This window comes from Roseomonas chloroacetimidivorans (assembly GCF_049629625.1).
Lineage (GTDB): Bacteria > Pseudomonadota > Alphaproteobacteria > Acetobacterales > Acetobacteraceae > Roseomonas > Roseomonas chloroacetimidivorans.
Genome location: NZ_JBNBZS010000012.1, coordinates 130,392 through 152,027, shown reverse-complemented (window position 1 = coordinate 152,027; position 21,636 = coordinate 130,392). Strand labels below are relative to the sequence as shown.

Genomic DNA, 21,636 nt, shown 5'->3' with positions numbered 1-21,636 from the left:
GCCGGGGGAATTCCTTCCCCCGGCCCTTTTTGTTTCAGCCCGCCGTGATCTTCCCGACCTCCACCACGCGCCGCCACCGCTCGATCTCGCCATTCTGGAAGCTGGCGAATTCCTCGGGTGTGCTGCCGACCACCTCGAAGCCGAGTTCGTCCATGCGACGCGCGACCTCCGGCGAGCGGAGGGCGGCGACGGCCTGGGCGTGAATACGGTGCATGAGGGCAGGCGGCATGCCGGCCGGGCCGCCGAGGGCCTGCCAGGAATAGACCACCAGATCCTTCAGCCCGGCCTCGACCCCGGTGGGGAGGTTGGGAAGGAGGGAATGGCGCTTCTCGGCGGTGATGAGGATGGGCTTCACGCGGCCATCCGAGATCTGCGGCGCGATGGAGCCGAGATTCTGGAAGGAAAGCTGGACGTTGCCGGCGATCAGGTCGGTCGTGGCGGGGGCGCCGCCGGCATAGGGAACATGGGTGATGTCCGTGCCCGTGAGCTGCTTGAACATCTCCATGGTCAGATGGTCGGAGGAGCCGACACCGGAGGTGGAGTAGGAGGCGCGGTTGGCCTTTAGCCAAGCGATGAGGGTGGGCAGGTCGTTGGCCGGAACCTGGGCGGGATTCACGACCAGCACATTGGGGGTGCGGACGGTCTGGGTGATGCCGTTGAGCTGCTTCACCGGATCGTAGCCAAGATTGGGGCGCAGGGCGACGTTGATGGCCCAGGTGCTGATGGGGGCGTGCATCAGGGTATGGCCGTCCGGCGCGCTGCGGATCACGGCGCGGGCGCCGAGTTCGCCGGTGGCGCCGGGGCGGTTCTCGACCACCACGGGCTTGCTGAGGGCCTGGGACATCGGGCCGCTCATGGCGCGGGCCACGATGTCGGAAGAACTGCCGGGGGCGAAGGGAACGATGATGGTGACCGGGCGGGCGGGCCATTCCTCCTGCGCCCAGGCAGGCCGCATGGCCAGGATGGCGGGGGCGGGCAAAAGGCGCAGCAAGGCGCGACGGTTCATGAACCGTATCCTCCGGGATGTCATTGCCCCGGAGGCTAGGGCGGATCGCCAGGAGGTGGAACTACCCGGGATCGTGAGCGGGCGGAGGGGACCGACCCGCGCGGCTCAGCCGGCCAGGCCAAGCGCCATATAGGCCCGCGCGGCCGGCGGCCAGGCCTCCACGATGTCGATCCGCCAGTACCAGGCGGCCCCCAGCGCGGCGAGCAGGAGCAGGAGGGAGACCGCCCAGGCCAGGCCCGTGCGGCGGGCCGAGCTGGCCCGGGGGGCCAGTGCCGGGGCGGGACGCTCCGGCGCGAGGCGCGAGGTGATGATGGGGGCCGCCGACAGGTCGTCGTCCGTGAAATCGGCCTGGACTGCCGGGGGAAGCGGCGGAATTGCGACGGAGGGTTCGGGAACAAGCGTCCGGGCCGGTTCCATCGGAACCGGGATGGGCCGGGCAGGCTCCGCCGGAACCGGGACGGGCCTGGCGGGTTCAGCCGGAACCGGAACGGGCCGGGGGGCTGGGGCCGGGGGTGGAACCGGCTCGGGGGAAGTGGTGGCCAGGGCGCCGGTGGCGGCGGGGGACCAGGTGATGCCGCAACGGGCGCAACGCACGGTGCGCCCCTCCTCCAGCCGCGCGGCGATCGCGGGGGGAAGGTTGTATTCGGCGGCACAATTGGGACAGGCGACGCGCATGGCGCAAAATGCCGCTCACCCCCGGATTCGGCAACGCCCCCCGGCGCCGACACGCCGGTGCTATCGCTTCCCGGCCTGTCATGGCACATCGCGGGGATGGTGCGCTTCTCCCAGGTCGGGCTGCGCTATCCCGATCCCACCCGTTTCGGCGGCGGCGAGCGGGAAACGTTGCGCGACATTTCCTTCACGCTGCCGCAGGGGTCGTTCACTTGGCTGACCGGGCCCTCTGGCGCGGGCAAGACCTCTCTGTTGCGGATGATGCAGCTCGCATTGCGGCCGACGCGGGGGGAGGTGGAGGTGCTGGGCGTGCCGCTTTCCACCGCCAAGCGGGCGGATCTGCCCAGACTCCGGCGGCGGATTGGGGCGGTGTTCCAGGAATTCCGGCTGCTGCCCTATCTGACAGCCTTCGACAATGTGGCGCTGCCGCTGCGGCTGGCAGGCCGTGCGGAGGCCAGTTTGCGGCCGGATGTGGCGGAGATGCTGCGCTGGGTGGGGCTGGAAGGGCGCGAGGACGCGCTGCCGCAGCAGCTTTCGGGCGGCGAGCAGCAGCGTGTGGCGATCGCCCGCGCCGTGGTGACGCGCCCGGCCCTGCTGGTGGCCGACGAGCCGACGGGCAATCTGGATCCCTTGCAGGCGCGGCGGCTGCTGGTGCTGCTGGCGGAGATGAACCGGCTGGGGGCCACGGTGGTGGTGGCGACACATTCGCGGGAGCTGATCGCGCAGCATCCGGGCTGGGTGATGCAGGTGGATGGCGGGCGGATCGTGGGGCTGGACCCCTGGCCCTATGCGCCGGCGGAGGAGTTGCCGGCGACCGGTGGCCAGGAGGCCGGGGGGCCTGTGCCGGACATCGAGGCCGGGATGGTGCCGTCCGGGCCGGTTCCGCAGGAGCTGTCCCCGCCCGGGCCCGGACTGCCGGGCGACGCCAGAGAGGGGGTTCCGCCGGCCGATTCCTCCCAGATCTATGGGATGGACGCGGAAGCACCCTCGGAGCCCTTGCCTGAAGCCTTCGCGCCGGAAGGGATTGGCGGGTGGCAGACGGAGCCGGGCGGCGATCCCGAGGGGATGCCGGGCGAGACCGCCGGGGATGGGATCGGCCCTCCGCCGCCGCCACGCCGGGCCCGGCGGATCACGCAGAATATCTGGCCGAGCCTGAGGTCGGGTTCGCAGGATGGCTGAACGGCGGCGTCGTATTGCGCGCGACCCGTTGGGGTTGCGGCGCGCTCTCTCGGACCGGCTGCTACCCGGGCTGGTGGCGGCCATGGCGCTGTTGGCGGCACTGGCCCTGGCTGGGGCGCGCGGGGCAGACCGGCTGGCGGATCGCTGGCAGGCCGGGGCAGCCGCCGCAGTGACGGTGCAGGTGCCTGATCCGACACAGGAGCGGATGGCCATGGCGCTGGAGTTGCTGCGGGGCGATCCGATCATCGCCACGGCCACGGCCGTCAGCCCGGAGCGAGTGGCGGAGCTGCTGCGGCCCTGGCTGGGGGAGGCGCCCGTGCAGATCCTGCCGGGCGTGATCGAATTGCACCTGGCCGCCGCGCCCGAGGCGCTGCCGCCCCTGGCGGCACGGCTGGCCGAGGCGGTGCCGGGGGCGGAGCTGGAATCGCATGGAATCTGGGTGGCGCGGCTCTCGGCCCTGGCGCGCTCCGTCCAGGGGGTGGCACTGGCGGTGCTGACCCTTGTGGTGGGGGTGGCGGTGGCCGTGGTGGCGGTGGCGACACGGGCGGGGCTGGCGGCCCGGCGGGAGGCAATCGCGGTGCTGCATGACCTGGGCGCCACGGACCGCGCCATCGCCGGGCGCTTCGCGCGCCGGGTGGCGCTGCTGACCGGGCTGGGGGCGCTGCTGGGCGCGGCGCTGGCGGTGCCGGCCCTGGCGGCGCTCTCCGGCCTGGCCGCGCCGCTTTCGGGCGGGGTGGCGGCTTCGGGGGTGCTGGGGCAACTTCCCTGGGCGGGCATCGCGGCGCTGCCCCCCATGGCGGCGCTGATCGGCTGGGGCACGGCCCAGGCCACGGTCCGCCGCTGGCTGCGGCACCTTCCGTGATCCGGGCCGTGGCCTCCCTCCGCCCCGCGTTGCGGCGGCTGCCGCTGCTGTCCCTGGCAATGGGGATCGCGGTTCTGGCGCTTTCCGGCGGGTTCCTGTGGTTCCTGCACCGGGCGGCCGAGCCCACGCCCCCCGGCCCGCCCACGCCGGGGATCGCCGTGCTGACCGGGGGACCGGACAGGGTGGAGGCGGGGCTGACGCTGCTGGCGGAGCGGCCGGGGGCGCGGCTGATCGTTTCCGGCGTCGGGGCCGATTCCGGGCTGGTGGATCTGGCCCGGCAGGCCGGGATAGACCCTGCCCCGTTGGCCGCGCGCATTTCGCTGGGGCGTCAGGCCACGAGCACACGGGGCAATGCGCGGGAGATCGCGGCATGGGCCCGCGAAACCGGCATCCGGGAGATCACCGTGGTGACAGCCAGCTTCCATATGCCGCGTGCCTTGTTGGAGCTGCGGCGCAGCCTGCCGGAGGCCGTTCTGTATCCTTATTCCGTCCCCCCTTATATCTCGCGGCCCGTGCCGATGGTGCGCGAGTACGTGAAGCTGGTCGGCGCCGCGCTGGGGCTTTCGGCGCTGACGGAGCAGCCACGGCAGGCACGCTCGTGACCGTTATCCGCTCCGCCCTGTTCAATCTGCTGTTCTTCAGCCTCACCGCGATGACGGTGCTGTTCGGCCTGCCGCTGCTGGCCTTCCCACCGCGGGTCATGCACCGGTACCTGCGCGGCTGGTCACTCGCTTCGCTCTGGCTTCTGCGGGTGGTCTGCGGCATCCGGCTGCGCGTTACCGGGGCGGAGAACCTGCCCGTGTCCGGGCCGGCGCTGATTGCGGCCCAGCACCAGTCGGCCTTCGACACCATTGTCTGGCACGCCCTGCTGCCGCGCCCGGCCTATGTGATGAAGGCGGAGCTGATGCGGATTCCCGGCTGGGGGGCAATGGCGCGGCATGTCCACTCGATTCCCGTGGACCGGGAAGGGGGAGCGGCCACGCTGAAGCGGCTGGTGCGGGCGACGCGGGATGCCGCGGCGGCGGGATATCAGGTGGTGATCTTCCCGGAGGGCACGCGTTCCGCCCCTGGGCAGGTTCAGCCCTGGCAGCCCGGCTTCGCGGCCATGGCGGCGGCCACCGGCCTGCCCGTGGTGCCCGTGGCGACGGATTCCGGGCGGTACTGGGGGAAGCGCGCCTTCACCAAGCGGCCGGGCACCCTGACGGTGGCGGTGCTGCCGCCGATCCTGCCCGGTCTGCCCCGCAACGAGCTGACGGCGCGGGCGGAGAGCGCCGTGGCCAAGGCCTCGGCCGAGCTGTCGGGGGGTGTGGACAAGTTGGTGGAATAGCGGGACAGCACGCTTTCAACCGCGGCCGAAGACTCCCCGGCAAAGCCTTGTGGAGTCTTGGTTTCCCGAGGGTGTGACCGGGCTGTGGATAATGAAAAACTAAGACTTTTCAGTTGGTTGACTGATATTTTGTGGGAATCCGAGGAGTCCGGGGAACAAACTGGGGACTCAGGGGGGCTTTTGGGTGAGTCAATCGCCCCGTCTGTGGATAAGTTGAGGGAAAACTTATTTGGGGGAGTCCGTCGCCCACATGCCGCAGTGCCGCTGACCAGCCACGCGATCTTCCGGCTGCAAGTGCCTGAATGACTTGATAGGGCAACGAGGCCGTTGCCCGCCTCAGTCTGCGGGTTGCAGCAGGGCGGCGATGCGGTCGAGCCCGGCGTCGCGTACGCCGAGCTCCCGTAGGTGGGAGACGGTGTTGAGGAGGTAGTCGCGGTTCGGGCCCATTACCCCGTGGCCGCGCGCAATGGCGACCGCAGCGGCGTCGGGGGGAAGGGCGCCGCAATAATCCTTGGAGCGGCGATCCGCCACGAAGGTAACAGCGCGGCGCGTGCCGTCGCTATCGAGCAGGCACACCGGCAGGAGGCGGCGGTGATAGACATCGCCCGACATCTCCCGCTCGTGCAGATAGGCCAGGACTTCGGCGGCCCGGGGCGCGGCGACGCGGAAGGCGACACCCCGGCAGGAGCCGCCCCGATCGAGGCCGAGGACGAGGCCGGGCGCTTCCGGCGTGCCGCGGTAGCGGTGCGACCAGATGCAGAAGCGCCGGTGGAAGCCGCGCAGCAGGGCCGGATGGGCGGATTCGAACTGGAAGCCCGGCTTCCAGATCAGGGAGCCGTATCCGAAAACATAGAGATAGCCGTCTGGATCGAGCAGCGGAGACGGATCCAGCGTGGCGGGGTCCAAGGCTTCGGGTGCGGGGGCGGATGTGGGCGGATTGCTGGGGATCATGGTGCCGTTTCCCAACATAGGTGATCCCGGGCGGCGCTGCATCGGCCGGAGCACCTGGGCAAGGCTGGTGGCGCGGGGCCATATGGGCGCGCTGTGAGCGACACCGAGACCGCCCCCTCCCCCGCCACCCCGCGCCGCTGGCTCCGGCCCGGGCGGCTGATCCTGCTGGGGGTACTTCTTCTTGCGCTTCTGGCCGCGGCGCACAGCATTCTCTGGCACTGGATGGGCGAGCGGCTGCAGGCGGGGTTCGATGCCTGGGCGGCGGCGCGGCGGGCGCAGGGCTGGCGGATCGAATATGCCGCCCCGGTGCGCGGCGGCTGGCCGCTTTCCGCCACGCTGCGGCTGCGCGACTTCCGCATGGCGGGCGGCGGGGCAACCATTCCCGGCGGGCTGGACTGGACCGCGCCGGTGGTCGTCCTGCGGGTGGCGCTGCACAGCCCAGGGGAGCTGCGGATTTCCGCGGGCGGACCGCAGCGGCTGCGGATGGGTGCGGACGAGATCCGCTTCGCGGCGGACCGGTTCACGGCGACGCTGCCGCTTCAGGCCAATGTCCTGCCGCGCGGCGGCGAGTTCGAGGTGAGCCGGCTGCGGGTCGGCAACGCGGCGGGTGGAGTGGAGATCGGTTCCGCCCGGATCGCCCTGGACAGCCGAATGACCGCGATCGAGGGCGAGCCCGCCGTTACCCTGGAAGGCGAGGCGGAAAACGTGACCCTGCCCGCCCCCACGCCGCTGGGCCGGCAGGTGAGGTCGCTGCGGCTGGACGCGGCGCTGATGGGCCCCCTGCCCGGCGGACGCAATCCGACCAACCGGGCTGCCATATGGCGCGACGCCGGCGGCACGCTGGAATTGCGGCGGTTGAATCTGGAATACGGCCCGGCCACCGCCGAGGCCTCGGCCACCCTGGCGCTGGATGACCAGCTTCAGCCCATGGGCGCCGGGACGGTGAAGCTGACCGGCGCGGAGGCGGTGCTGGACGCGCTGGCGCGGGACGGGCTGATCACGGCGCGCAATGCGAATCTGGCGCGGCGTGTGGTGGCCCTGCTGGCCCGCCCGCCGGCTGAAGGGGAGCCGCCCCAGCTTGAGGTTCCGCTGACCCTGGAGGGGCGGAGCCTGGCGGTTGCGCGAATTCCGGTGGCGCAGATGCCGGTCCTGGTCTGGCCGGGGCCGGCTGAGGGAAGCGGGCCGGGGCCCTGAGGACGCGAGTGGCTGTGGGGAAGTGGCGCCTGGAAGGTGCCGCTATCCCCGGCGTGCCAGGATTGCCGACTGCCGCGCCAGGGTGAGGAGCGCCGTGCGGGCCACGGCGGCATCGGGCATCGGGCGGCCCGTGCCACCGGATTTGCTCTGGCGTTCGGCCTCCAGGAGGTTCGCCAGGACGGTCTCCAGGGCTTCCGGGCGCCAGATACGGAGGGCTTTCTCGAAACCGGGCTTGCTGCGGAAGAAGACCGGCGGTTGCAGGGCCTGGATGCCGGCGATCGAGGCCAGGTGCAGGCGCTGGACGTGGCGCAGCAGGGCGCGGATGACCTGGACGGGGTTGGCGCCCTCGGACATGGCGGATTCGAGGGCGCGGTCTGCGGTCGCGACATCGCCGGCGGTGGCGGCGATCAGGGCTTCGTCGAGTTCCAGGGCGGAGCCATCGCCGATGCAGGCAAGGACGTCCTCCTCGGCCAGCTTGCCGCCGGGGCCGGCATAGAGGGCGAGCTTTTCCAGCTCGCGGCGAAGGGTCTGGCGGTCATCGCCAAGGCGGCCGGCGAGCCAGGCGATGGCGGCGGGCTCGGCGGTAACACCGTTTTCCTTCAGCAGGGCGGCGATGGTGGCGGAAAGCTCGGCGCCGCGCTCGCGGTAGCAGGCGATGGCGGCGGCACGGGGATGGGCCTCGGCAAGCTGGCGGAGCTTGGAGCGGGCGGGAAGTTCGCCAGCCTCGACCAGGATGAGGGTGTCGCCCTCGGCGTCCAGCACCTCGCGCAGGGGCGTTGCCAGCGCGTCGGTGGCATCGCGGATGCGGACCACGCGGCGGCCGCCGGTAAGGGCAAGGGCGGCGGCTTCGCCGGCGAGGGCGCCGGGGCGGGCGGCGATGTCACGCGGCAGCTCGGCGACGCGGAAGGGATCGTTGCCGGGGGCGATGGCTTCCTGCAGCGCATCGGCCCGCTCGCGGGCAAGGCCGGCATCCTCGCCATGGAGAAGGACGGCGCGGGCGGCACCGGGGTCCTTCAGGAAGGCGGGCAGGCGGCGCCCATCGAGCTTCATGCGTCGCGCCCCGCGCCGTGGCTCAGGCCGCAGGCGTCTCGCGGAAGAGGATCGCCAGGCGCGTGGTGATGTCCTCCGCGATCTGCTCGACCAGCCGGCGCTCCGCGGCCTCGCTGCTGACAACGGAGGCGAAGTACTCGTTGTCCACGACGTTGTAGGAATCGATGGCACGGGCGGTGCCGGTGGCGACCTGGCGGGGCGGCACGGAGAGGGTCTGCAGCGTCCAGTTGCTGTTCATGACCATGCGGACACGGGAGATCGCGCCGGTCGGGCGGTAGCCCTGCGCCTCGTAGCTGGGCAGCAGTGTGACGTTCAGCTCGTAGCGGGCGGCCGTCGCGGAAGCCTTGCCCGGGGCCAGGCGGCGCTGCAGCGCCTGGTGGATGATCTGGCCGTTGCGGCCATAGGTGCGGCCCAGCCGGATGGCGGCGAGCTGCGCGGCGACATCGGAGCCGACCTCGCCCGGTTCGGGCGGCAGGTTCAGCGGGCGGAAGCCGCAGCCGGCCAGGGGAGCGGCGAGCGCGGTTGCCAGCCCCGCCAGCAGGCTGCGTCGGCCGATGGCCTTGGCGCGCCGCGGGACGGTGTCAAACGACGAAGTTGACGACACGGCCTGGGACATGGATGCGCTTCCGGATGGGCTTGCCGCCGATGGCGCGCTGCACATTCTCCTCCGCCTCTGCCATGGCGAGCAGATCCGCCTCGGCGATGTTGACGGGGACGGAGAGGGTGGCGCGCAGCTTGCCGAGAACCTGGACGGCGATGGTCATGCTCTCGGCCACCAGCAGGGCGGGATCGGCCTCGGGCCAGGACATCTGGGCCACCAGGGCCGTGTCGCCGGGGTGGAGGATGGACCAGAGCTCCTCGGCCAGATGGGGCATCATGGGGGCGATGAGGCGGGCCATGATGGACAGGGCCTCACGCCGTGCCTCGATGCCCGCCGGGCTGGATTCGATGGCATTGGCGAATTCGTGCAGGCGCGCGACGGCGACGTTGAAGGCGAAGCTTTCCAGCGCCTGGGTGACCGCCGCGATGGTGCGGTGGGCGGCCTGCATGAGCGGGCGGGCCTCACCGTCGCCGGCGCGCTGCTCCAGTGTGCTCGCGAGGCGCCAGACGCGCTGGACGAAGCGGTGGGCGCCGGAGACGCCGGCCTCGCTCCACTCCATGTCGCGGTCGGGCGGGTTGTCGGCCAGGATGAACCAGCGCGCGGTGTCGGCGCCGTAGCGGGAGATGATGGCGCCGGGGTCGATCGTGTTGCGCTTCGACTTCGACATCTTGTCGTTGCGCGAGACGATGAGCGGGGTGCCCGTGGCCTTCTCGATGGCGCCGCCATCGGGCGTGGCCTCCACCTCGTCCGGGGCCAGCCAGCGGCCGTCGGGCGCCTTGTAGGAGGCGTGCTGCACCATGCCCTGGGTGAAGAGGCCGGCGAAGGGCTCGGGCGTCTTCAGATGGCCCATGGTGGAGAGGGCGCGGGTGAAGAAGCGGGAATAGAGCAGGTGCAGGATCGCGTGCTCGATGCCGCCGATATACTGGTCCACGGGAAGCCAGGCATTCGCGGCTTCGGCCACCAGCGGCGTCTTCGCATGCGGCGCGGTGAAGCGGGCGAAGTACCAGGAGCTGTCGACGAAGGTGTCGAAGGTGTCGGTTTCGCGCCGGCCCTGCTTGCCGCAGGACGGGCAGGCGACGTGCTTCCAGCTGGGGTGGTGGTCCAGCGGGTTACCCGGGCGGGTGAAGTCCACATCCTCCGGCAGCTTCACGGGAAGCTGGTCCTTGGGAACGGGGACGATGCCGCAATCATCGCAATGGATGACGGGGATTGGGCAGCCCCAGTAGCGCTGGCGGGAGACGCCCCAGTCGCGCAGGCGCCAGTTCACCACACCCTGGCCGAGGCCCTTCTTCTCCAGCGCGTCAATGGCGGCGCGCTTGCCGGCATCGCTGCCGAGGCCATTCAGGAATTCGGAGTTGTAGAGCGTGCCGTCGCCAGTCCAGGCGGTCTTGCCGATGGTGAAGGAGGCGGGGTCCTCGCCTGGGGGCAGCACGACGGGCGGAACGGGCAGGTCGTATTTGCGGGCGAAGTCGAGGTCACGCTGGTCATGGGCGGGGCAGCCGAAAAGGGCGCCCGTGCCGTATTCCATCAGGACGAAATTCGCGATCCAGACGGGGAAGGTCGCGCCCTCGATGAAGGGGTGCTTCACCCGGAAGCCGGTGTCGAAGCCCTTCTTCTCCGCCTGCTCGATGGCGGCCTCGCTGGTGCCCTGGCTGCGGCACTCGGCAATGAATTCGGCGGCCTTCGGGTCACGCGCAGCGGCTGCGGCGGCGAGCGGGTGCTCGGCGGCGACGGCCAGGAAGGACATGCCGTAGAGTGTGTCGGGGCGGGTGGTGAAGACTTCCACCTCGGTCGCGCCATCCACGGCCCCGGCGAGCTGGAAGCGGACGCGGGCACCCTCACTGCGGCCGATCCAGTTGGCCTGCATGGTGCGGACGCGCTCGGGCCAGCGATCCAGCGTATCGAGCGCCTCAAGCAGCTGCGGGGCGAACTTCGTGATCGCGAGGAACCACTGGGAGAGCTCGCGCTTCTCCACCGGGGCGCCGGAGCGCCAGCCCTTGCCGTCGATGACCTGTTCATTGGCCAGCACGGTGCCGTCCACCGGATCCCAGTTCACCCAGGACTTGCGGCGCTCGACCAGGCCGGCGGCCATGAAGTCGAGGAAGAGGGACTGCTGCTGGCCGTAATATTCGGGATCGCAGGTGGCGAATTCGCGGGACCAGTCGAGCGAGAGGCCCATGCTCTTCAGCTCGGACCGCATGTTCGCGATATTGGCGTAGGTCCAGGCGGCGGGATGGGTGCCACGTTCGCGGGCCGCATTCTCGGCCGGAAGGCCGAAGGCGTCCCAACCCATGGGGTGCATCACCTGCAGGCCGCGGGCGCGCTTGTAGCGGGCCACCACGTCGCCCAGCGTGTAGTTCCGCACATGCCCCATATGGATCTTGCCGGAGGGGTAGGGAAACATCTCCAGCACGTAGTATTTGGGCCGGGTGCCATCGGGCACATCGGGCGCCGCGAAGCAAGCGGCGTCCTGCCAGGCCTGCTGCCAGCGGGGCTCTGCGGCGACGAAGTCGTAGCGGGCGGGAGTGTCGGACGGACCGTCAGTCATCGGGGGCCAGTATGGGCCTTGTTTGGTGGTGCGTCCTGATATTCCGCATGGGCCGGGGTGGGAAGGGGCGTTGGACGCGGCGCAACCCTGGCCTGCGGCGGCGGTTCAACGCCTGCCCCAAACATGAAGGAATGGTGACATGCGACACATGTCAACCCTCGCCCTGCTGGCCGGGCTCCTGGCGGTGCCGGCCATGGCCCAGCCCGTCGGGACCGCGCCGGGCGCGGCAGGCGCCACGAACATCCCGGCCGGCCATATCCGTGCCGAGCAGCTGATCGACCGCGATGTCTATGCCACGGATGATGTGGAGATCGGCGAGGTCGAGGACCTGATCATTGACCCGCAGGGCCGCGTTTCCATGGTGGTGATCGAGGTGGAGAGCCGGCTGGGGCTGAGGCAGAAATATGTCGGGGTACCGATGGAGCGGGTGCGCGCCGATCCGGGCATGCGGCGCGTGCGAATCGACATGGCCTCGAACGAGATCCGCTCCCTGCCCGCGGTGAATTACCAGGACTGACAAAGAAGGCCGCGGCCCATTGGGACGCGGCCCTTCCGGGTCCGCTCAGAGCGCGGCGGACTGGCTCCGCAGCTCGCGGGCGCGGGCGAGGACCTTGTCCTCGAGCTCCGTGCCGGTGGCGTTGGCGACGGGGGCATCCACCCACTGGCCGTTCCGCAGTTCCTGGCGGAAGACGGACACGCGCACACCGTCGGAGCGGAGCTGGCGGCCGAGGATATAGGCGGTGGCGCGGAAGCGCTCGCCCGGAGCCGCAGGGGGCGAGTACCAGTCCGTGATGATGACGCCGCCGAAGGGATCCGCCGAGGCGAGCGGCATGAAGGAGAGGGTGTCGAGGCTGGCGCGCCAGAGATAGGCGTTTACGCCGAGAGAGCCACCGACATCACCGGCGCCGCCGCCGCCTTCACGGCTGCGGCTGCGATCGGTGCCGAGGACCAGCACGCCGTCCTGATTGCCGGAGAGGCGACCGGCCACGCGGGCGCGGGCGCTGTCGTCATAATACTCGTCGTTTCCGACCATGCGGCTCTGGCCGCAGGCAGCGAGGAGGACGGGTAGGGCGAGGACGGCAAGGCGGGTGTGGCGCATGGTGCCGGCACGTAAGGCGGGGTTCGGGCCGCGCGCAAGTGAGAAAACGTAAACTGTGAAACGAGAAGGGGCGGCGGGTTGCCCCGCCGCCCCTTCCATTCGGCCAGAGGCCGCGTGCCTGCCCGATCAGAAGGCGACGCGGAAGCCCGTCTGGAAGATCGACACATGGGCGCCAGCCGTGGAGCCGGTGCCGTTGGTGAGGAAGTTGAAGTTCCGCTCCTTGCGGTCGATCTGGTTGTACTCGACGAACAGGTCCAGGCCCGGCGCGATGCGGTAGTTGCCGCCAACCGACCAGCCCGTGTCCTTGCGGCCGCCGGTCGCGATGGAGGTGTTGCCGGCGGAGATGGTCTGGGTGACCAGGCCGCCGATCGTGAAGGCCTCGAAGTTGTAGAGAACGCTGGCCTGCCAGGAGGTCGTGTTGCGGTCGTCCACAACGGCGCCCGGACGGCTCGGCGCGATGGTGTTGAAGCCCGGGGCGAAGTCACCGGTGGTGAACCAGCCGCCCGCCGTGAAGCCATAGGCGGTCAGCGCGGTGCCGGCCCAGACCGCGTCGAGATGCTGGGGCGAGACGCCGGTCATGTTCTTGACGGAGTCCGCACCGATGTAGCCGACGGTCACAGCGGCGCCGACAGGGCCCAGCGACCCGCGCCAGCGGACAGCGGCCTGGACCTCGTTGCGGCGACGGAAGTTCTGGCCGGAGATGCCGCCCACGCGGTCGCAGAGGGTCGCATTGGCGAGGCTGTCGCAGCCGGAGAGCGGGCCCTCGTTGCTGTTGAAGGCAAAGCTGCCGCCGACGTCGAAGCCGAAGAACTGCGGCGAGAGATAGATGACCTTGGTGTTGTCGCCGAGGTCATTCACGTTGTTGAAGGTGGCACGGAAGTTGGCGCCGACGACCTGCTGGGTGGTGTTGCCGGAGTCCAGGCTGCCCGTACCGAAACCAGTCACGTGACCAGATTGCAGCTGAGCGATCGCGCCGTCCTCATCGCCGTAGCGAAGCTGGCCCCAAGGACCCGCCATGTAGGCCCAGACCTCGTCGAAGTTCAGCGTGTTCTTGGCGCCGCCGGTGCTGACCTGACCGCCGGACACAGTGGCAGCCTGACGATAGGCGTCGTGCTCGATTTCCATCGCGACACCGTAGAGGAGGCCGTTGGCCGCCTTGCCGGAGGCAAGGATGTGGAACTCCACTTCCTCGGAGAAGTCGGACTTGCCGAGGCGGACCGCGTTGCCGCCGGAGCCGTTGATGTTCGCACCGGCGGGGGAGTTGTCGCCGTTCGTCGAGGTGTAGTTGTAGATGGCGCGGAAGTAGCCGCCTACGCGCACCTCAAGGCCGCGCATCGAAGTGCCGGCCGTACCGAGGGACCGGGAGAAAGCGTCGGTGCTCAGCGACTGGGCGTGGGCGCCACCGGGCGCGAAAAGGGCAGCGGCGGCGACAGCCGTGCTGCCAAGAAGAAGCTTGCGCATCCCAAATCCTCCTGACGTGCCGGGAAACCGTCCCGGCGCTACCTGCGACCCGCCCGCCCCCCTCGGCGGGTTTGCTACAGGGATGTGCATCCGTTGGATGCGCTCCCCTGGCGCGAGCCCGGGCGGACTATGGTTCAAGCCTCTCACAGGCGTCCATCGTGCAATGGCGAAGAACGCGACATGCGCGAAACACTGTGTCTGGACTGCCACACAGCCCGTTGCGGCCTGTCGGAACGCAGGCGGGCGGGCCGCCTTGCCAGGCCAACGCCCTGTATCGGGACGCCAGCGAAATGGCGGACCTGGCCGCCCACGGCGTTTGCAGTTCCCCTTTCCGGGGCCGGCGCTCAGGCCAAGGCGGCAATCGCCGCCCAGCCAGCGGCACAGGGCGGCAACCGGCGCGCCCTGCGGGCGGAGAGGCCACCCAGCGCGATCACCGGCCGGCTGCTTCGGCGCGCGAGAGCGGCCCAGCGCAGCGGGCCAAGCGCGGGAGCGCCGGGATGGCTCGCGGTCGGGAAAACAGGGGAGAGGAGTACGGCGTCCGCGCGCAGGCGCCGGGCGCGCGCCAGCCCGGCCCGGCCATGGGCGGCGACCGACAGGAGAGGCCCATGGCCGCCTCGCCGCGCGATCAGGACGGGGAGAAGATTCGCCACGGCACGGCGGTCCGGCAGGTGCAGGCCGCAGCGATGCGCCAGGGCAACACGCCCCTGCCCCGCCACTAGCAGCTGGAGCCGGCGCTGTCGGACGAGGGTGGCCAGCGGGCGAAGCAGGGCAGGGGCAAGATCGCGTGCCAGGACGGCGCTGCCCGGGGGAAGGCGGCGCGCGGCCGCGCGGGGATCGGGCAGTCGGCGCGCGTCGCTCAAGAGCCAAAGACGCGGGATGGGGCGGCGGAATGGGCGGGGTGCCACACCTTCTCTCCTATACGCCGGCTCTCCTATACGCCGGGAATGGCGGTTGGGCGCCGATTCGCCGGTTCGGGCGTTTCCAGCGATCCGCGATCCGCTCTAGCTTCCGGCCCCGCATGACCGAACCTCTCCCGATCGACGCGGATGCCATTGCCGCGAACCTCGCCCGGATCAAGGCGCGCATCGCCCAGGCCTGCGATAAGGCCGGGCGCGATCCGGCGGGGGTGACACTTGTCGCCGTTTCCAAGACGCATCCGGCGGAGGCCGTGCGGGCCGCCCTGGCGGCAGGGCAGGCTGTGTTCGGGGAGAACCGGGTGCAGGAGGCCGCGGGGAAGTTCCCGGGGCTGCGGGCGGAGCATCCGGGGCTGCGGCTGCACATCATCGGCGGGCTGCAGACGAATAAGGCGCGGGACGCGGTGCGGGTGGCCGACATGATCGAGAGCCTGGACCGGCCCAAATTGGCGGCGGCCATTGCGGAAGCGATTCGCAAGGAGGGGCGGGCGCCCGGGCTGCTGGTGCAGGTGAACACGGGGAACGAGCCGCAGAAATTCGGAGTCGCTCGGGAGGAGGCGAGCGCCTTCCTGCGGGCATGCCGGGAAGAACACGGGCTGACCGTGTCCGGGCTGATGTGCATCCCGCCGGAGGGCGAGGACCCGGTGCCGCATTTCCGTTTCCTGGCGGAACTGGCGGCGAAGGAGGGGCTGGCAACGCTTTCCATGGGAATGAGCGGCGATTTCGAGGCAGCGATCGCCTGCGGGGCGACGCAGGTGCGCGTGGGCAGCGCGATCTTCGGGGCGCGGCCTTATCCGGCCCCCGAACCGAGATGAGCGACGCCGCCGCCTGGGATGCGCGCTATGCCGGGGGTGGCTTCGCCTTCGGCGACGCGCCGAATCGGTATCTGGAAGCGCAGGCGGCGTGGCTGCGGCCGGGGATGCGGGCGCTGGCCATCGGCGATGGCGAAGGGCGGAACGGCGTCTGGCTGGCGGAGCGCGGGCTGGAGGTGACGAGCGTGGATTGGTCGGCGGCGGGGCTGGCCAAGGCGGAGGCGCTGGCCGCCGAGCGCGGGGTGGCGCTGCGGACGGCGGTGGCGGATCTGACGCGCTGGGATTGGCCGGTGGGTCGCTTCGACCTCGTGGCCTGGATTTTCGTGCATCTGCCGCCGGCGGACCGGGCCCTGGTGGCGGAGCGGGCGGTGGCCTCGCTTGCGCCGGGCGGGCTGCTGGTGCTGGAGGCGTTCACGCCGGCACAGGAAGGGAGGCGCTCGGGCGGGCCGCGGGATCCGGAGCTGCTGTGGTCGGGGGACTTGGTGCGGGAGCACTTCGCCGGGCTGGAGTTGCTGGAATGCCTGGAGGGGACGGTGCTGCTGGATGAGGGGCCGAAGCACCAGGGCCATGCCGAGGTGGTGCGGGGGCTTTTGAGGAAGGGGTGAAAAGCCGGGGAAGGTGACCCCCCGTCCCTTCTATCGTCGGGGTTTAGTCTTGGCGCTTGGAGGATGCTGCCCCGCACCTGACCCGAGGAAGAACGGCATAGGGCAGCAGTGTCCACAAGCGAGCCACCCAACCGAGATCCAGGCGAATGCCATTGAGGGGCAGTCCCATCCCCGGCGTTTCCAGCCCTTCAGTCTGGCGTCCGCCTTCGTCGGAGGAGCAGTTCTGGGCTTCCAAACCTCATGCCGTTCTGCTTCGCGCCCATGCCGGTCGTCCGAAGGCCGTCGTCCGGCTCCCGATGGCGGAGGTGAGCTCTGGCCACCGGATGGACGCCGGGGGAGAGGGCAGACCTAACCTATCTCTGATGCCTGGCTTTGAATGCTTCTTCGGCACAGCTTATTAGCTCATGGAGCCGATAGGGCTTCTGGACTACCGGCGTATCGCGGTACGCCTCGTCGAGCCCAACGCGCCCGTAACCGGTGGCGAAGATGAACGGAACGGCCCGTTTGCGCAGAATTTCGGCGACAGGATAGCTGCGAGCCGCCCCCAGGTTAACGTCCAGTATGGCAAGCTCGATCCTCTCATCCGCCGCGAGGACCAACGCCTCCTTGAGGTCCATGGCAAGCATCACTTCGCATCCGGCATCCAGCAGGATGTCCTCCGCAAGGGCGGCCACAAGGCTCTCGTCCTCGACGAGCAGCACGCGACGGCCGGCGAGCGCCTCCACTGTGCGTTCCAGTCTCAGGCAGCCGAACCAAAGGCGTTTTTGAACGCCTCATGGTCGGCGGGGTTGGCCGAGGGGAGGCGCAGGTTCATCGTGCAGACGAGGCCGCCTGGACGGTAATCGAGCGCCACCGATCCGGAGAACTCCATCGCGAATTGCCGCTCCAGGAGACGGGTGCCGAAGCCTTTCCGCGCTGGCGGCGTCACCTCGGGGCCGCCGCTCTCCTCCCAGCGCATCGCGAGCCGTTCGTGTCCATCCTCCTTGAGCACCGACCACTCGAGGAGGATCTTGCCGCCGGGGACCGACAGGGAGCCGTACTTGGCGGCGTTGGTCGCTAACTCGTGGAGCACCATCGAGAGCGAAACCACCATCTTGGGACCAAGAGGATAGTCGCGGCCGACAAGCTCAAAACAGCCTAGCGTGTGGTAAGGCGCAATGGCGATGCTGACGGTGCTGCGGAGACTTGCGCCCGTCCACCCCTGGGCCGTCAGCACGTTATGCGCGGCCGAAAGTGCGGAGAGCCGGCCCATGAACGCCTCGCGCGCATCAGCATCCGCGCCCTTCAACGACTGGAAGGCGATGGATTGGACGGCGGCAAGCGTATTTTTAACCCTGTGATTCAGCTCGTCGATGAGCAGGCGTTGTTGCTCTCTGGCTGCTTTCTCCGCGCGGATGTCACGCACTTCGATGATGGTGCCGACTGTGTTCGAAGCCTCGTCGCGAATGGGGCTCGCGGTGTAGGCCACGGGATAGAAGCTGCCGTTCTTGTGAACAAAGACTTCTTCTCCCTGCATCTGGTTATGCTCGGGAAATGCTCGATCAATGGCGCACTCGGAAAGCGGGAACGGCTGTCCGTCGGGATAGGTGTGGTGGACGATATCGTGGAGCGGCCTGTCGAGCGCCAGCACCTCGCTGAGCGTGTAGCCAGTGAGCTTCTCGGCCGCCTTGTTCATGTAGATACAGTGCTGGCGACCGTCCATGAGGAGAATGGAAACGGTGGCGTTGTCGAGCACCGCCTGGAGACGCCGCTCGCTGTCGTCCAGCACAGTTGGATTACCGCCGTGGCCCACAGGTGTCATACCCCCCGAACCAGCCATCCGTGAACCTTGGCAATCGCCGATTGAAAGGGCTGCGTTACCCGGAGGAACACAGGTCCGCAACGGGGCGGAAGCAGGCCTGACGCGGCCAGATCGGGCACGTCCGCTTCTGGAGGCAGGGCCCTGGGGCCGGATGGACGGCTTTCGGCCAGTTCAGGCCATCCAGCGTGCGGCTGAAGCGGACATTCATTCCTAGGCCTTTTCCAGCCTTCCACGCCCCCGAAGCGCGGTAGCTTTTCCCTCTGGCGGAGCGATACTTCCGCGCGCCCAATCTGACCTAAGTGGCTGATGCTGTATCCTATTTTCAGGAATCGGTGGGCGCTGCTGCCCCATACCGAAGAAGGGGATGAGGGGTCCAGGGAACGATTTTTCAGGCCTTTGCCGAAGCCGCGAGCCATCCACCCCCGACCACCAGCGCCGCCGCCGTGGCCACGCGCGGGCCGAGAACCCCCTCCCCGGCCAGCAGCAGAAGCAGGGTGGAGGCGACCGGGGTGGCGTAGGCCAGGGTGCCGAGCAGGCGGGGGTCGCCGCGCTTCATGCCGATGTCCCAAAGAAAGAAGGCGGCACCGACCGGGCCGAGGCCCAGGAGCAGGGCGGAGAGCCACTGGCGGGCATCGGGCGTGACGGTCGGCTCGAAGATGAGATGTGCCAGGGCTGCCAGGGCGGCGGATGCCAGGCAGAAGCCGGCCACCGCTTCCGTGGGGACGGCCGCGAGGCGGCGGGAGGTCACGGAATAAGTGGCCCAAACCAGGGCGGCGGCGGCGGCGCAGAGGAAGCCGGGGGCGGCGCCGGGTGGGAAGGCGGCGCCGGGGCCGATCACCAGGGCGCAGCCGAGGAAGCCGAGCACGACTCCGGCCAGGCGGCGGGGGCCGAGGGGCAGGCCCAGGATCGGGGCGGAGAGAAGGACGATCAGCAGGGGCCAGAGATAGTTGATGAGGCTGGCCTCCACCGGCGGGGCCCAGGCGAGGGCGGCGAAGTAGAGGGCGTGATAGCCGAAAAGGCCGCCGACCCCGTGCAGCCAGGCGATGGGGGGCTGGCGCAGGGCGCCGAGCTGGCCGCGCAGCGCAAGCCAGGCGGTGGCAAGCAGGCCGGCGGCGGCGAAGGACATGGCGGTGACCTGGAGAGGCGGCAGGCCAGCGGCGCCGCGGGCGAGCAGGGCGAGGAAGGCCCAGAGCACCAGGGCACCAATGCCGGAAAGAGTTGGACCGTTCACGTGGGGAAGCCGACAATCATCGGGGCAACCGGGGGGGTGGGGGCGCGTTGCCTGCGCGTCCTGCCGGGGCTGTCCGGCGCCGGAACGGCATAGGAGTTGAACACGGTGGGCTTCCTGATTCGCACGGCGATTACGGCCGTGGCCTTCTACATTGCCGCGAACATGGTGAGCGGGCTTTATTTCCCGAGCCTGGCCAATCTGATCATCGCGGCGATCATCTTCGGGGTGGTGAATGCGGTGATCCGGCCGATCGTGGCCACGCTGTCCCTGCCGCTGACGGTGATCACGCTCGGGCTGTTCACCCTGGTGATCAATGCCCTGATGCTGGCGCTGACCGCGCTGCTGATGCCGGGGATGCGGATCACCAGCTTCGGCACGGCCATCCTTGCCGCCATCATCATCTGGGTCGTGTCCTGGATTGCGAACAAGCTGATCGGCGACCGCGCGACGGCCTGATCCGGGTCCGGCGCCGTCAGGCGGCGCCGGGCAGGGGGCGCCAGGGCAGGGCGGCGAACTGGGTGGCGTGCCAGGTGACGTCGCGCCACACGCCGCCGGTGACATAGGGGTCCGCCGCCCACCAGGCCTGCGCATCCTCGATGGAGGGGTGGGCGGTGATGGCAACGGACCCGATCATGTTTCCGCCGGGGGCGTCGAGAATGGCTCCACCCAGGGTCAGCAGGCCCGCTTCGGCGGCGGGGCGGGCACGGGCGAGATGTGCCTCCCGCACGGCGAGCCGGCGGGAGAGAGCTTCCGGGTCGGTGCCGTCACGGACAATGGCGATGCTGTGGGTTGGGCGGGATGGCGCGGGGCCGCTAGGCAGCGGGCGGTAGGGAAGCGGGGCCACCCGGAAGGGGTGCACCATGTGGTCCGCCCAGATGCCTTCGCGCCGGAAGGGCTCGGACTCCAGGTAGCGGCCGGGCGAATCGGTGGACAGGATCATCAGCGAGCCGCGATAGGCGCCAGCCCCGTCCATCAGGGGGATGCCAAGGATGAGTTCGCCCGCTTCCGCCATCTGGCGGAGCAGGGCGATGTGGGCCGGGCGTACCGCATCGATCCGCGCGGCCGCGTCGGGCGCGGCCCCGGCCAGCACCAAGCATTGATCCGTCATCACCGGTCCTCCGTACGGGGAGGCTGGTGTGCGGAAGCGGCCAGGACAAGACAGGCCCGGGGCGTCCGCATGGCTGCGGATACCCCGGGCCTTGATCCTTACTTGTTCGTCCGGCCGAGATGGCCCGAGCCTACCCCACCATCGGGCCTGGTATCGTTCCCGACATCGCCCTCGTCGGTGTTGTCGGCCTGCAGCACGGCGGGGTCGGTGCCGCGGCCGAAAACGCCCTTGGAGGAGCCGATTCCGGGGTTGCGCTCGTCGTCGGAGGGCGGGCGGGGGATGCCGTCGCCCAGCCCTTCCTCGTTCGGGCCACCCTTGGGATGCTTCGAAGCGGTCATACGCACCTCCCGTTCCATGGAGCAGAGGGTAACGGATGGCGGCCCCGGCGGTTCCGAACGGCGGTCAGTACATATGCTGGCCGCCATTGATGGAGAGGGTGGAGCCGGTGATGAAATCGGCGTCGTCCGCCGTCAGGAAGGCGACGCCGCGGGCGATGTCGTCGGCGGTGCCGAGGCGGCCGCGCGGGATGCGGGCGATGATTTTCTCCAGCACGTCCGGCGGCACGGCGCGGACCATTTCGGTATCCACATATCCCGGGGCGATGGCGTTGACCGTGACGCTGAAGCGCGCCCCTTCCTGGGCAAGGGCCTTGGTGAAGCCGTGGATGCCGGATTTTGCGGCGGCGTAGTTCACCTGGCCGTACTGGCCGGCCTGGCCGTTGATCGAGCCGATATTCACGATGCGGCCGAACTTGCGGGCCGTCATGCCATCCCAGACCAGCTTGCACATGTTGAAGCAGGAGCCGAGGTTGGTATCAATCACGTCGTCCCACTGCTTGCGGTCCATGCGCTTCATGGTGTTGTCCCGGGTGATGCCGGCATTGTTCACCAGGATCTCGATCGGGCCGACCTCAGCCTCGATCTTCCGGATCGCAGCCTGGCAGGCCTCGAAGTCGGAGACGTCGAACTTGTAGGTCGGGATGCCCGTACGCTCGGTGAAGGCCTGCGCTGCGGCGTCGTTTCCGGCATAGGAGGCGACAACCGTTCGGCCGGCTCTTTGCAGGTGCTCGCTGATGGCCGCCCCGATGCCGCGCTGGCCGCCGGTGACGAGTGCGATACGTGCCATTCGATGTCCCTTTCCAGGCGCTTAGTCTCCCATTCCCAAGCTGACGCCGGGTCCCGCGCCCATCAAGGGCAGCGGGGCCGGGATCGCACT

24 protein-coding genes are annotated in these 21,636 nt (G+C 69.8%); 9 read left to right on the top strand and 15 right to left on the bottom strand.

The window, feature by feature from the left end; translation table 11 throughout:
• Positions 1-34: 34 nt before the first annotated feature.
• Positions 35-1,006 carry a Bug family tripartite tricarboxylate transporter substrate binding protein gene (locus tag ACO1BU_RS11635; protein ID WP_424136110.1) on the bottom strand — a complete coding sequence of 324 codons (972 nt, stop codon included), beginning with the start codon at positions 1,004-1,006 and terminating at the stop codon, positions 35-37.
• 105 nt (positions 1,007-1,111) lie between these two features.
• Entirely contained in the window at positions 1,112-1,681 is a 570-nt protein-coding gene (locus tag ACO1BU_RS11630; RefSeq protein WP_424136109.1) for a zinc-ribbon domain-containing protein, read from the bottom strand.
• A gap of 57 nt (positions 1,682-1,738) precedes the next feature.
• Between ACO1BU_RS11630 and ACO1BU_RS11625 the strand changes: the two genes are divergently transcribed.
• The 4 genes from ACO1BU_RS11625 to ACO1BU_RS11610 are packed head-to-tail and all read left to right on the top strand — an operon-like array spanning position 1,739 to position 5,046.
• Positions 1,739-2,857: a cell division ATP-binding protein FtsE gene (locus tag ACO1BU_RS11625; RefSeq protein ID WP_424136108.1), complete on the top strand. Its 1,119-nt coding sequence runs from the start codon at positions 1,739-1,741 to the stop codon at positions 2,855-2,857.
• Positions 2,850-3,719, top strand: a complete 870-nt coding sequence (locus tag ACO1BU_RS11620; RefSeq protein WP_424136107.1) for a cell division protein FtsX — start codon at positions 2,850-2,852, stop codon at positions 3,717-3,719. Before ACO1BU_RS11625 ends, ACO1BU_RS11620 begins: the two co-directional genes overlap by 8 nt.
• Positions 3,716-4,321 carry a YdcF family protein gene (locus ACO1BU_RS11615; RefSeq protein WP_424136106.1) on the top strand — a complete coding sequence of 202 codons (606 nt, stop codon included), beginning with the start codon at positions 3,716-3,718 and terminating at the stop codon, positions 4,319-4,321. Before ACO1BU_RS11620 ends, ACO1BU_RS11615 begins: the two co-directional genes overlap by 4 nt.
• Positions 4,318-5,046, top strand: a complete 729-nt coding sequence (locus tag ACO1BU_RS11610) for a lysophospholipid acyltransferase family protein (RefSeq protein WP_424136105.1) — start codon at positions 4,318-4,320, stop codon at positions 5,044-5,046. Before ACO1BU_RS11615 ends, ACO1BU_RS11610 begins: the two co-directional genes overlap by 4 nt.
• Positions 5,047-5,382: 336 nt before the next feature.
• Here ACO1BU_RS11610 and ACO1BU_RS11605 read toward each other — a convergent pair whose 3' ends face one another.
• Entirely contained in the window at positions 5,383-5,997 is a 615-nt protein-coding gene (locus tag ACO1BU_RS11605) for a gamma-glutamylcyclotransferase (protein WP_424136104.1), read from the bottom strand.
• 93 nt (positions 5,998-6,090) lie between these two features.
• Here ACO1BU_RS11605 and ACO1BU_RS11600 point away from each other — a divergent pair, with 93 nt between their 5' ends.
• A complete protein-coding gene (locus tag ACO1BU_RS11600) occupies positions 6,091-7,191 on the top strand; it encodes a DUF2125 domain-containing protein (protein WP_424136103.1) in 1,101 nt (366 codons plus the stop codon).
• A gap of 42 nt (positions 7,192-7,233) precedes the next feature.
• Here ACO1BU_RS11600 and holA read toward each other — a convergent pair whose 3' ends face one another.
• Genes holA through leuS form a run of 3 tightly spaced genes read right to left on the bottom strand, consistent with a single transcriptional unit; the run spans position 7,234 to position 11,390 of the window.
• Positions 7,234-8,241: a DNA polymerase III subunit delta gene (gene holA, locus ACO1BU_RS11595; RefSeq protein ID WP_424136102.1), complete on the bottom strand. Its 1,008-nt coding sequence runs from the start codon at positions 8,239-8,241 to the stop codon at positions 7,234-7,236.
• Positions 8,242-8,263: 22 nt separating this feature from the next.
• Positions 8,264-8,857 carry an LPS assembly lipoprotein LptE gene (gene lptE / locus ACO1BU_RS11590; protein ID WP_424136101.1) on the bottom strand — a complete coding sequence of 198 codons (594 nt, stop codon included), beginning with the start codon at positions 8,855-8,857 and terminating at the stop codon, positions 8,264-8,266.
• Complete coding sequence (gene leuS, locus ACO1BU_RS11585; protein ID WP_424136100.1) at positions 8,823-11,390, bottom strand: leucine--tRNA ligase; 2,568 nt, start codon at positions 11,388-11,390, stop codon at positions 8,823-8,825. The genes lptE and leuS overlap by 35 nt, the downstream gene beginning before the upstream one ends.
• Before the next feature lie 139 nt (positions 11,391-11,529).
• On the opposite strand from leuS, the gene ACO1BU_RS11580 reads away from it, so the two are divergent.
• Positions 11,530-11,907 (top strand): PRC-barrel domain-containing protein, encoded by a 378-nt coding sequence (locus ACO1BU_RS11580; RefSeq protein WP_424136099.1) that lies wholly within the window; start codon positions 11,530-11,532, stop codon positions 11,905-11,907.
• Between the two features lie 45 nt (positions 11,908-11,952).
• Here ACO1BU_RS11580 and ACO1BU_RS11575 read toward each other — a convergent pair whose 3' ends face one another.
• The 3 genes from ACO1BU_RS11575 to ACO1BU_RS11565 all read right to left on the bottom strand — a co-directional run bounded on the left by ACO1BU_RS11575 (position 11,953) and on the right by ACO1BU_RS11565 (position 14,855).
• A complete protein-coding gene (locus tag ACO1BU_RS11575; protein ID WP_424136098.1) occupies positions 11,953-12,489 on the bottom strand; it encodes a DUF3576 domain-containing protein in 537 nt (178 codons plus the stop codon).
• 126 nt (positions 12,490-12,615) lie between these two features.
• Positions 12,616-13,950 (bottom strand): porin, encoded by a 1,335-nt coding sequence (locus tag ACO1BU_RS11570; RefSeq protein ID WP_424136097.1) that lies wholly within the window; start codon positions 13,948-13,950, stop codon positions 12,616-12,618.
• A 344-nt stretch (positions 13,951-14,294) separates the two neighbouring features.
• Positions 14,295-14,855 (bottom strand): thiamine phosphate synthase, encoded by a 561-nt coding sequence (locus tag ACO1BU_RS11565; RefSeq protein WP_424136096.1) that lies wholly within the window; start codon positions 14,853-14,855, stop codon positions 14,295-14,297.
• A gap of 113 nt (positions 14,856-14,968) precedes the next feature.
• Here ACO1BU_RS11565 and ACO1BU_RS11560 point away from each other — a divergent pair, with 113 nt between their 5' ends.
• Together ACO1BU_RS11560 and ACO1BU_RS11555 are read left to right on the top strand one after the other, a co-directional pair.
• Positions 14,969-15,679 (top strand): YggS family pyridoxal phosphate-dependent enzyme, encoded by a 711-nt coding sequence (locus tag ACO1BU_RS11560; RefSeq protein WP_424136095.1) that lies wholly within the window; start codon positions 14,969-14,971, stop codon positions 15,677-15,679.
• Positions 15,676-16,281: a class I SAM-dependent methyltransferase gene (locus tag ACO1BU_RS11555; protein WP_424136094.1), complete on the top strand. Its 606-nt coding sequence runs from the start codon at positions 15,676-15,678 to the stop codon at positions 16,279-16,281. Before ACO1BU_RS11560 ends, ACO1BU_RS11555 begins: the two co-directional genes overlap by 4 nt.
• Before the next feature lie 353 nt (positions 16,282-16,634).
• Here the strand turns inward: ACO1BU_RS11555 and ACO1BU_RS11550 are convergent, their stop codons facing one another.
• The 3 genes from ACO1BU_RS11550 to yddG form a co-directional block, all read right to left on the bottom strand.
• Positions 16,635-17,006: a response regulator gene (locus ACO1BU_RS11550; RefSeq protein WP_424136093.1), complete on the bottom strand. Its 372-nt coding sequence runs from the start codon at positions 17,004-17,006 to the stop codon at positions 16,635-16,637.
• Between the two features lie 14 nt (positions 17,007-17,020).
• Positions 17,021-18,082: a sensor histidine kinase gene (locus ACO1BU_RS11545; RefSeq protein ID WP_424136092.1), complete on the bottom strand. Its 1,062-nt coding sequence runs from the start codon at positions 18,080-18,082 to the stop codon at positions 17,021-17,023.
• A gap of 388 nt (positions 18,083-18,470) precedes the next feature.
• A complete protein-coding gene (gene yddG, locus ACO1BU_RS11540) occupies positions 18,471-19,313 on the bottom strand; it encodes an aromatic amino acid exporter YddG (protein ID WP_424136091.1) in 843 nt (280 codons plus the stop codon).
• A 105-nt stretch (positions 19,314-19,418) separates the two neighbouring features.
• Here yddG and ACO1BU_RS11535 point away from each other — a divergent pair, with 105 nt between their 5' ends.
• Positions 19,419-19,769, top strand: coding sequence for a phage holin family protein (locus ACO1BU_RS11535; RefSeq protein WP_424136090.1), 351 nt, complete (start codon positions 19,419-19,421; stop codon positions 19,767-19,769).
• A gap of 16 nt (positions 19,770-19,785) precedes the next feature.
• Here ACO1BU_RS11535 and ACO1BU_RS11530 read toward each other — a convergent pair whose 3' ends face one another.
• The 3 genes from ACO1BU_RS11530 to phbB all read right to left on the bottom strand — a co-directional run bounded on the left by ACO1BU_RS11530 (position 19,786) and on the right by phbB (position 21,546).
• Positions 19,786-20,421, bottom strand: coding sequence for a YciI family protein (locus ACO1BU_RS11530; RefSeq protein ID WP_424136089.1), 636 nt, complete (start codon positions 20,419-20,421; stop codon positions 19,786-19,788).
• 98 nt (positions 20,422-20,519) lie between these two features.
• Positions 20,520-20,759 carry a hypothetical protein gene (locus tag ACO1BU_RS11525; RefSeq protein ID WP_424136088.1) on the bottom strand — a complete coding sequence of 80 codons (240 nt, stop codon included), beginning with the start codon at positions 20,757-20,759 and terminating at the stop codon, positions 20,520-20,522.
• Between the two features lie 64 nt (positions 20,760-20,823).
• Entirely contained in the window at positions 20,824-21,546 is a 723-nt protein-coding gene (phbB, locus tag ACO1BU_RS11520; protein ID WP_424136087.1) for an acetoacetyl-CoA reductase, read from the bottom strand.
• Between the last annotated feature and the right edge of the window lie 90 nt (positions 21,547-21,636).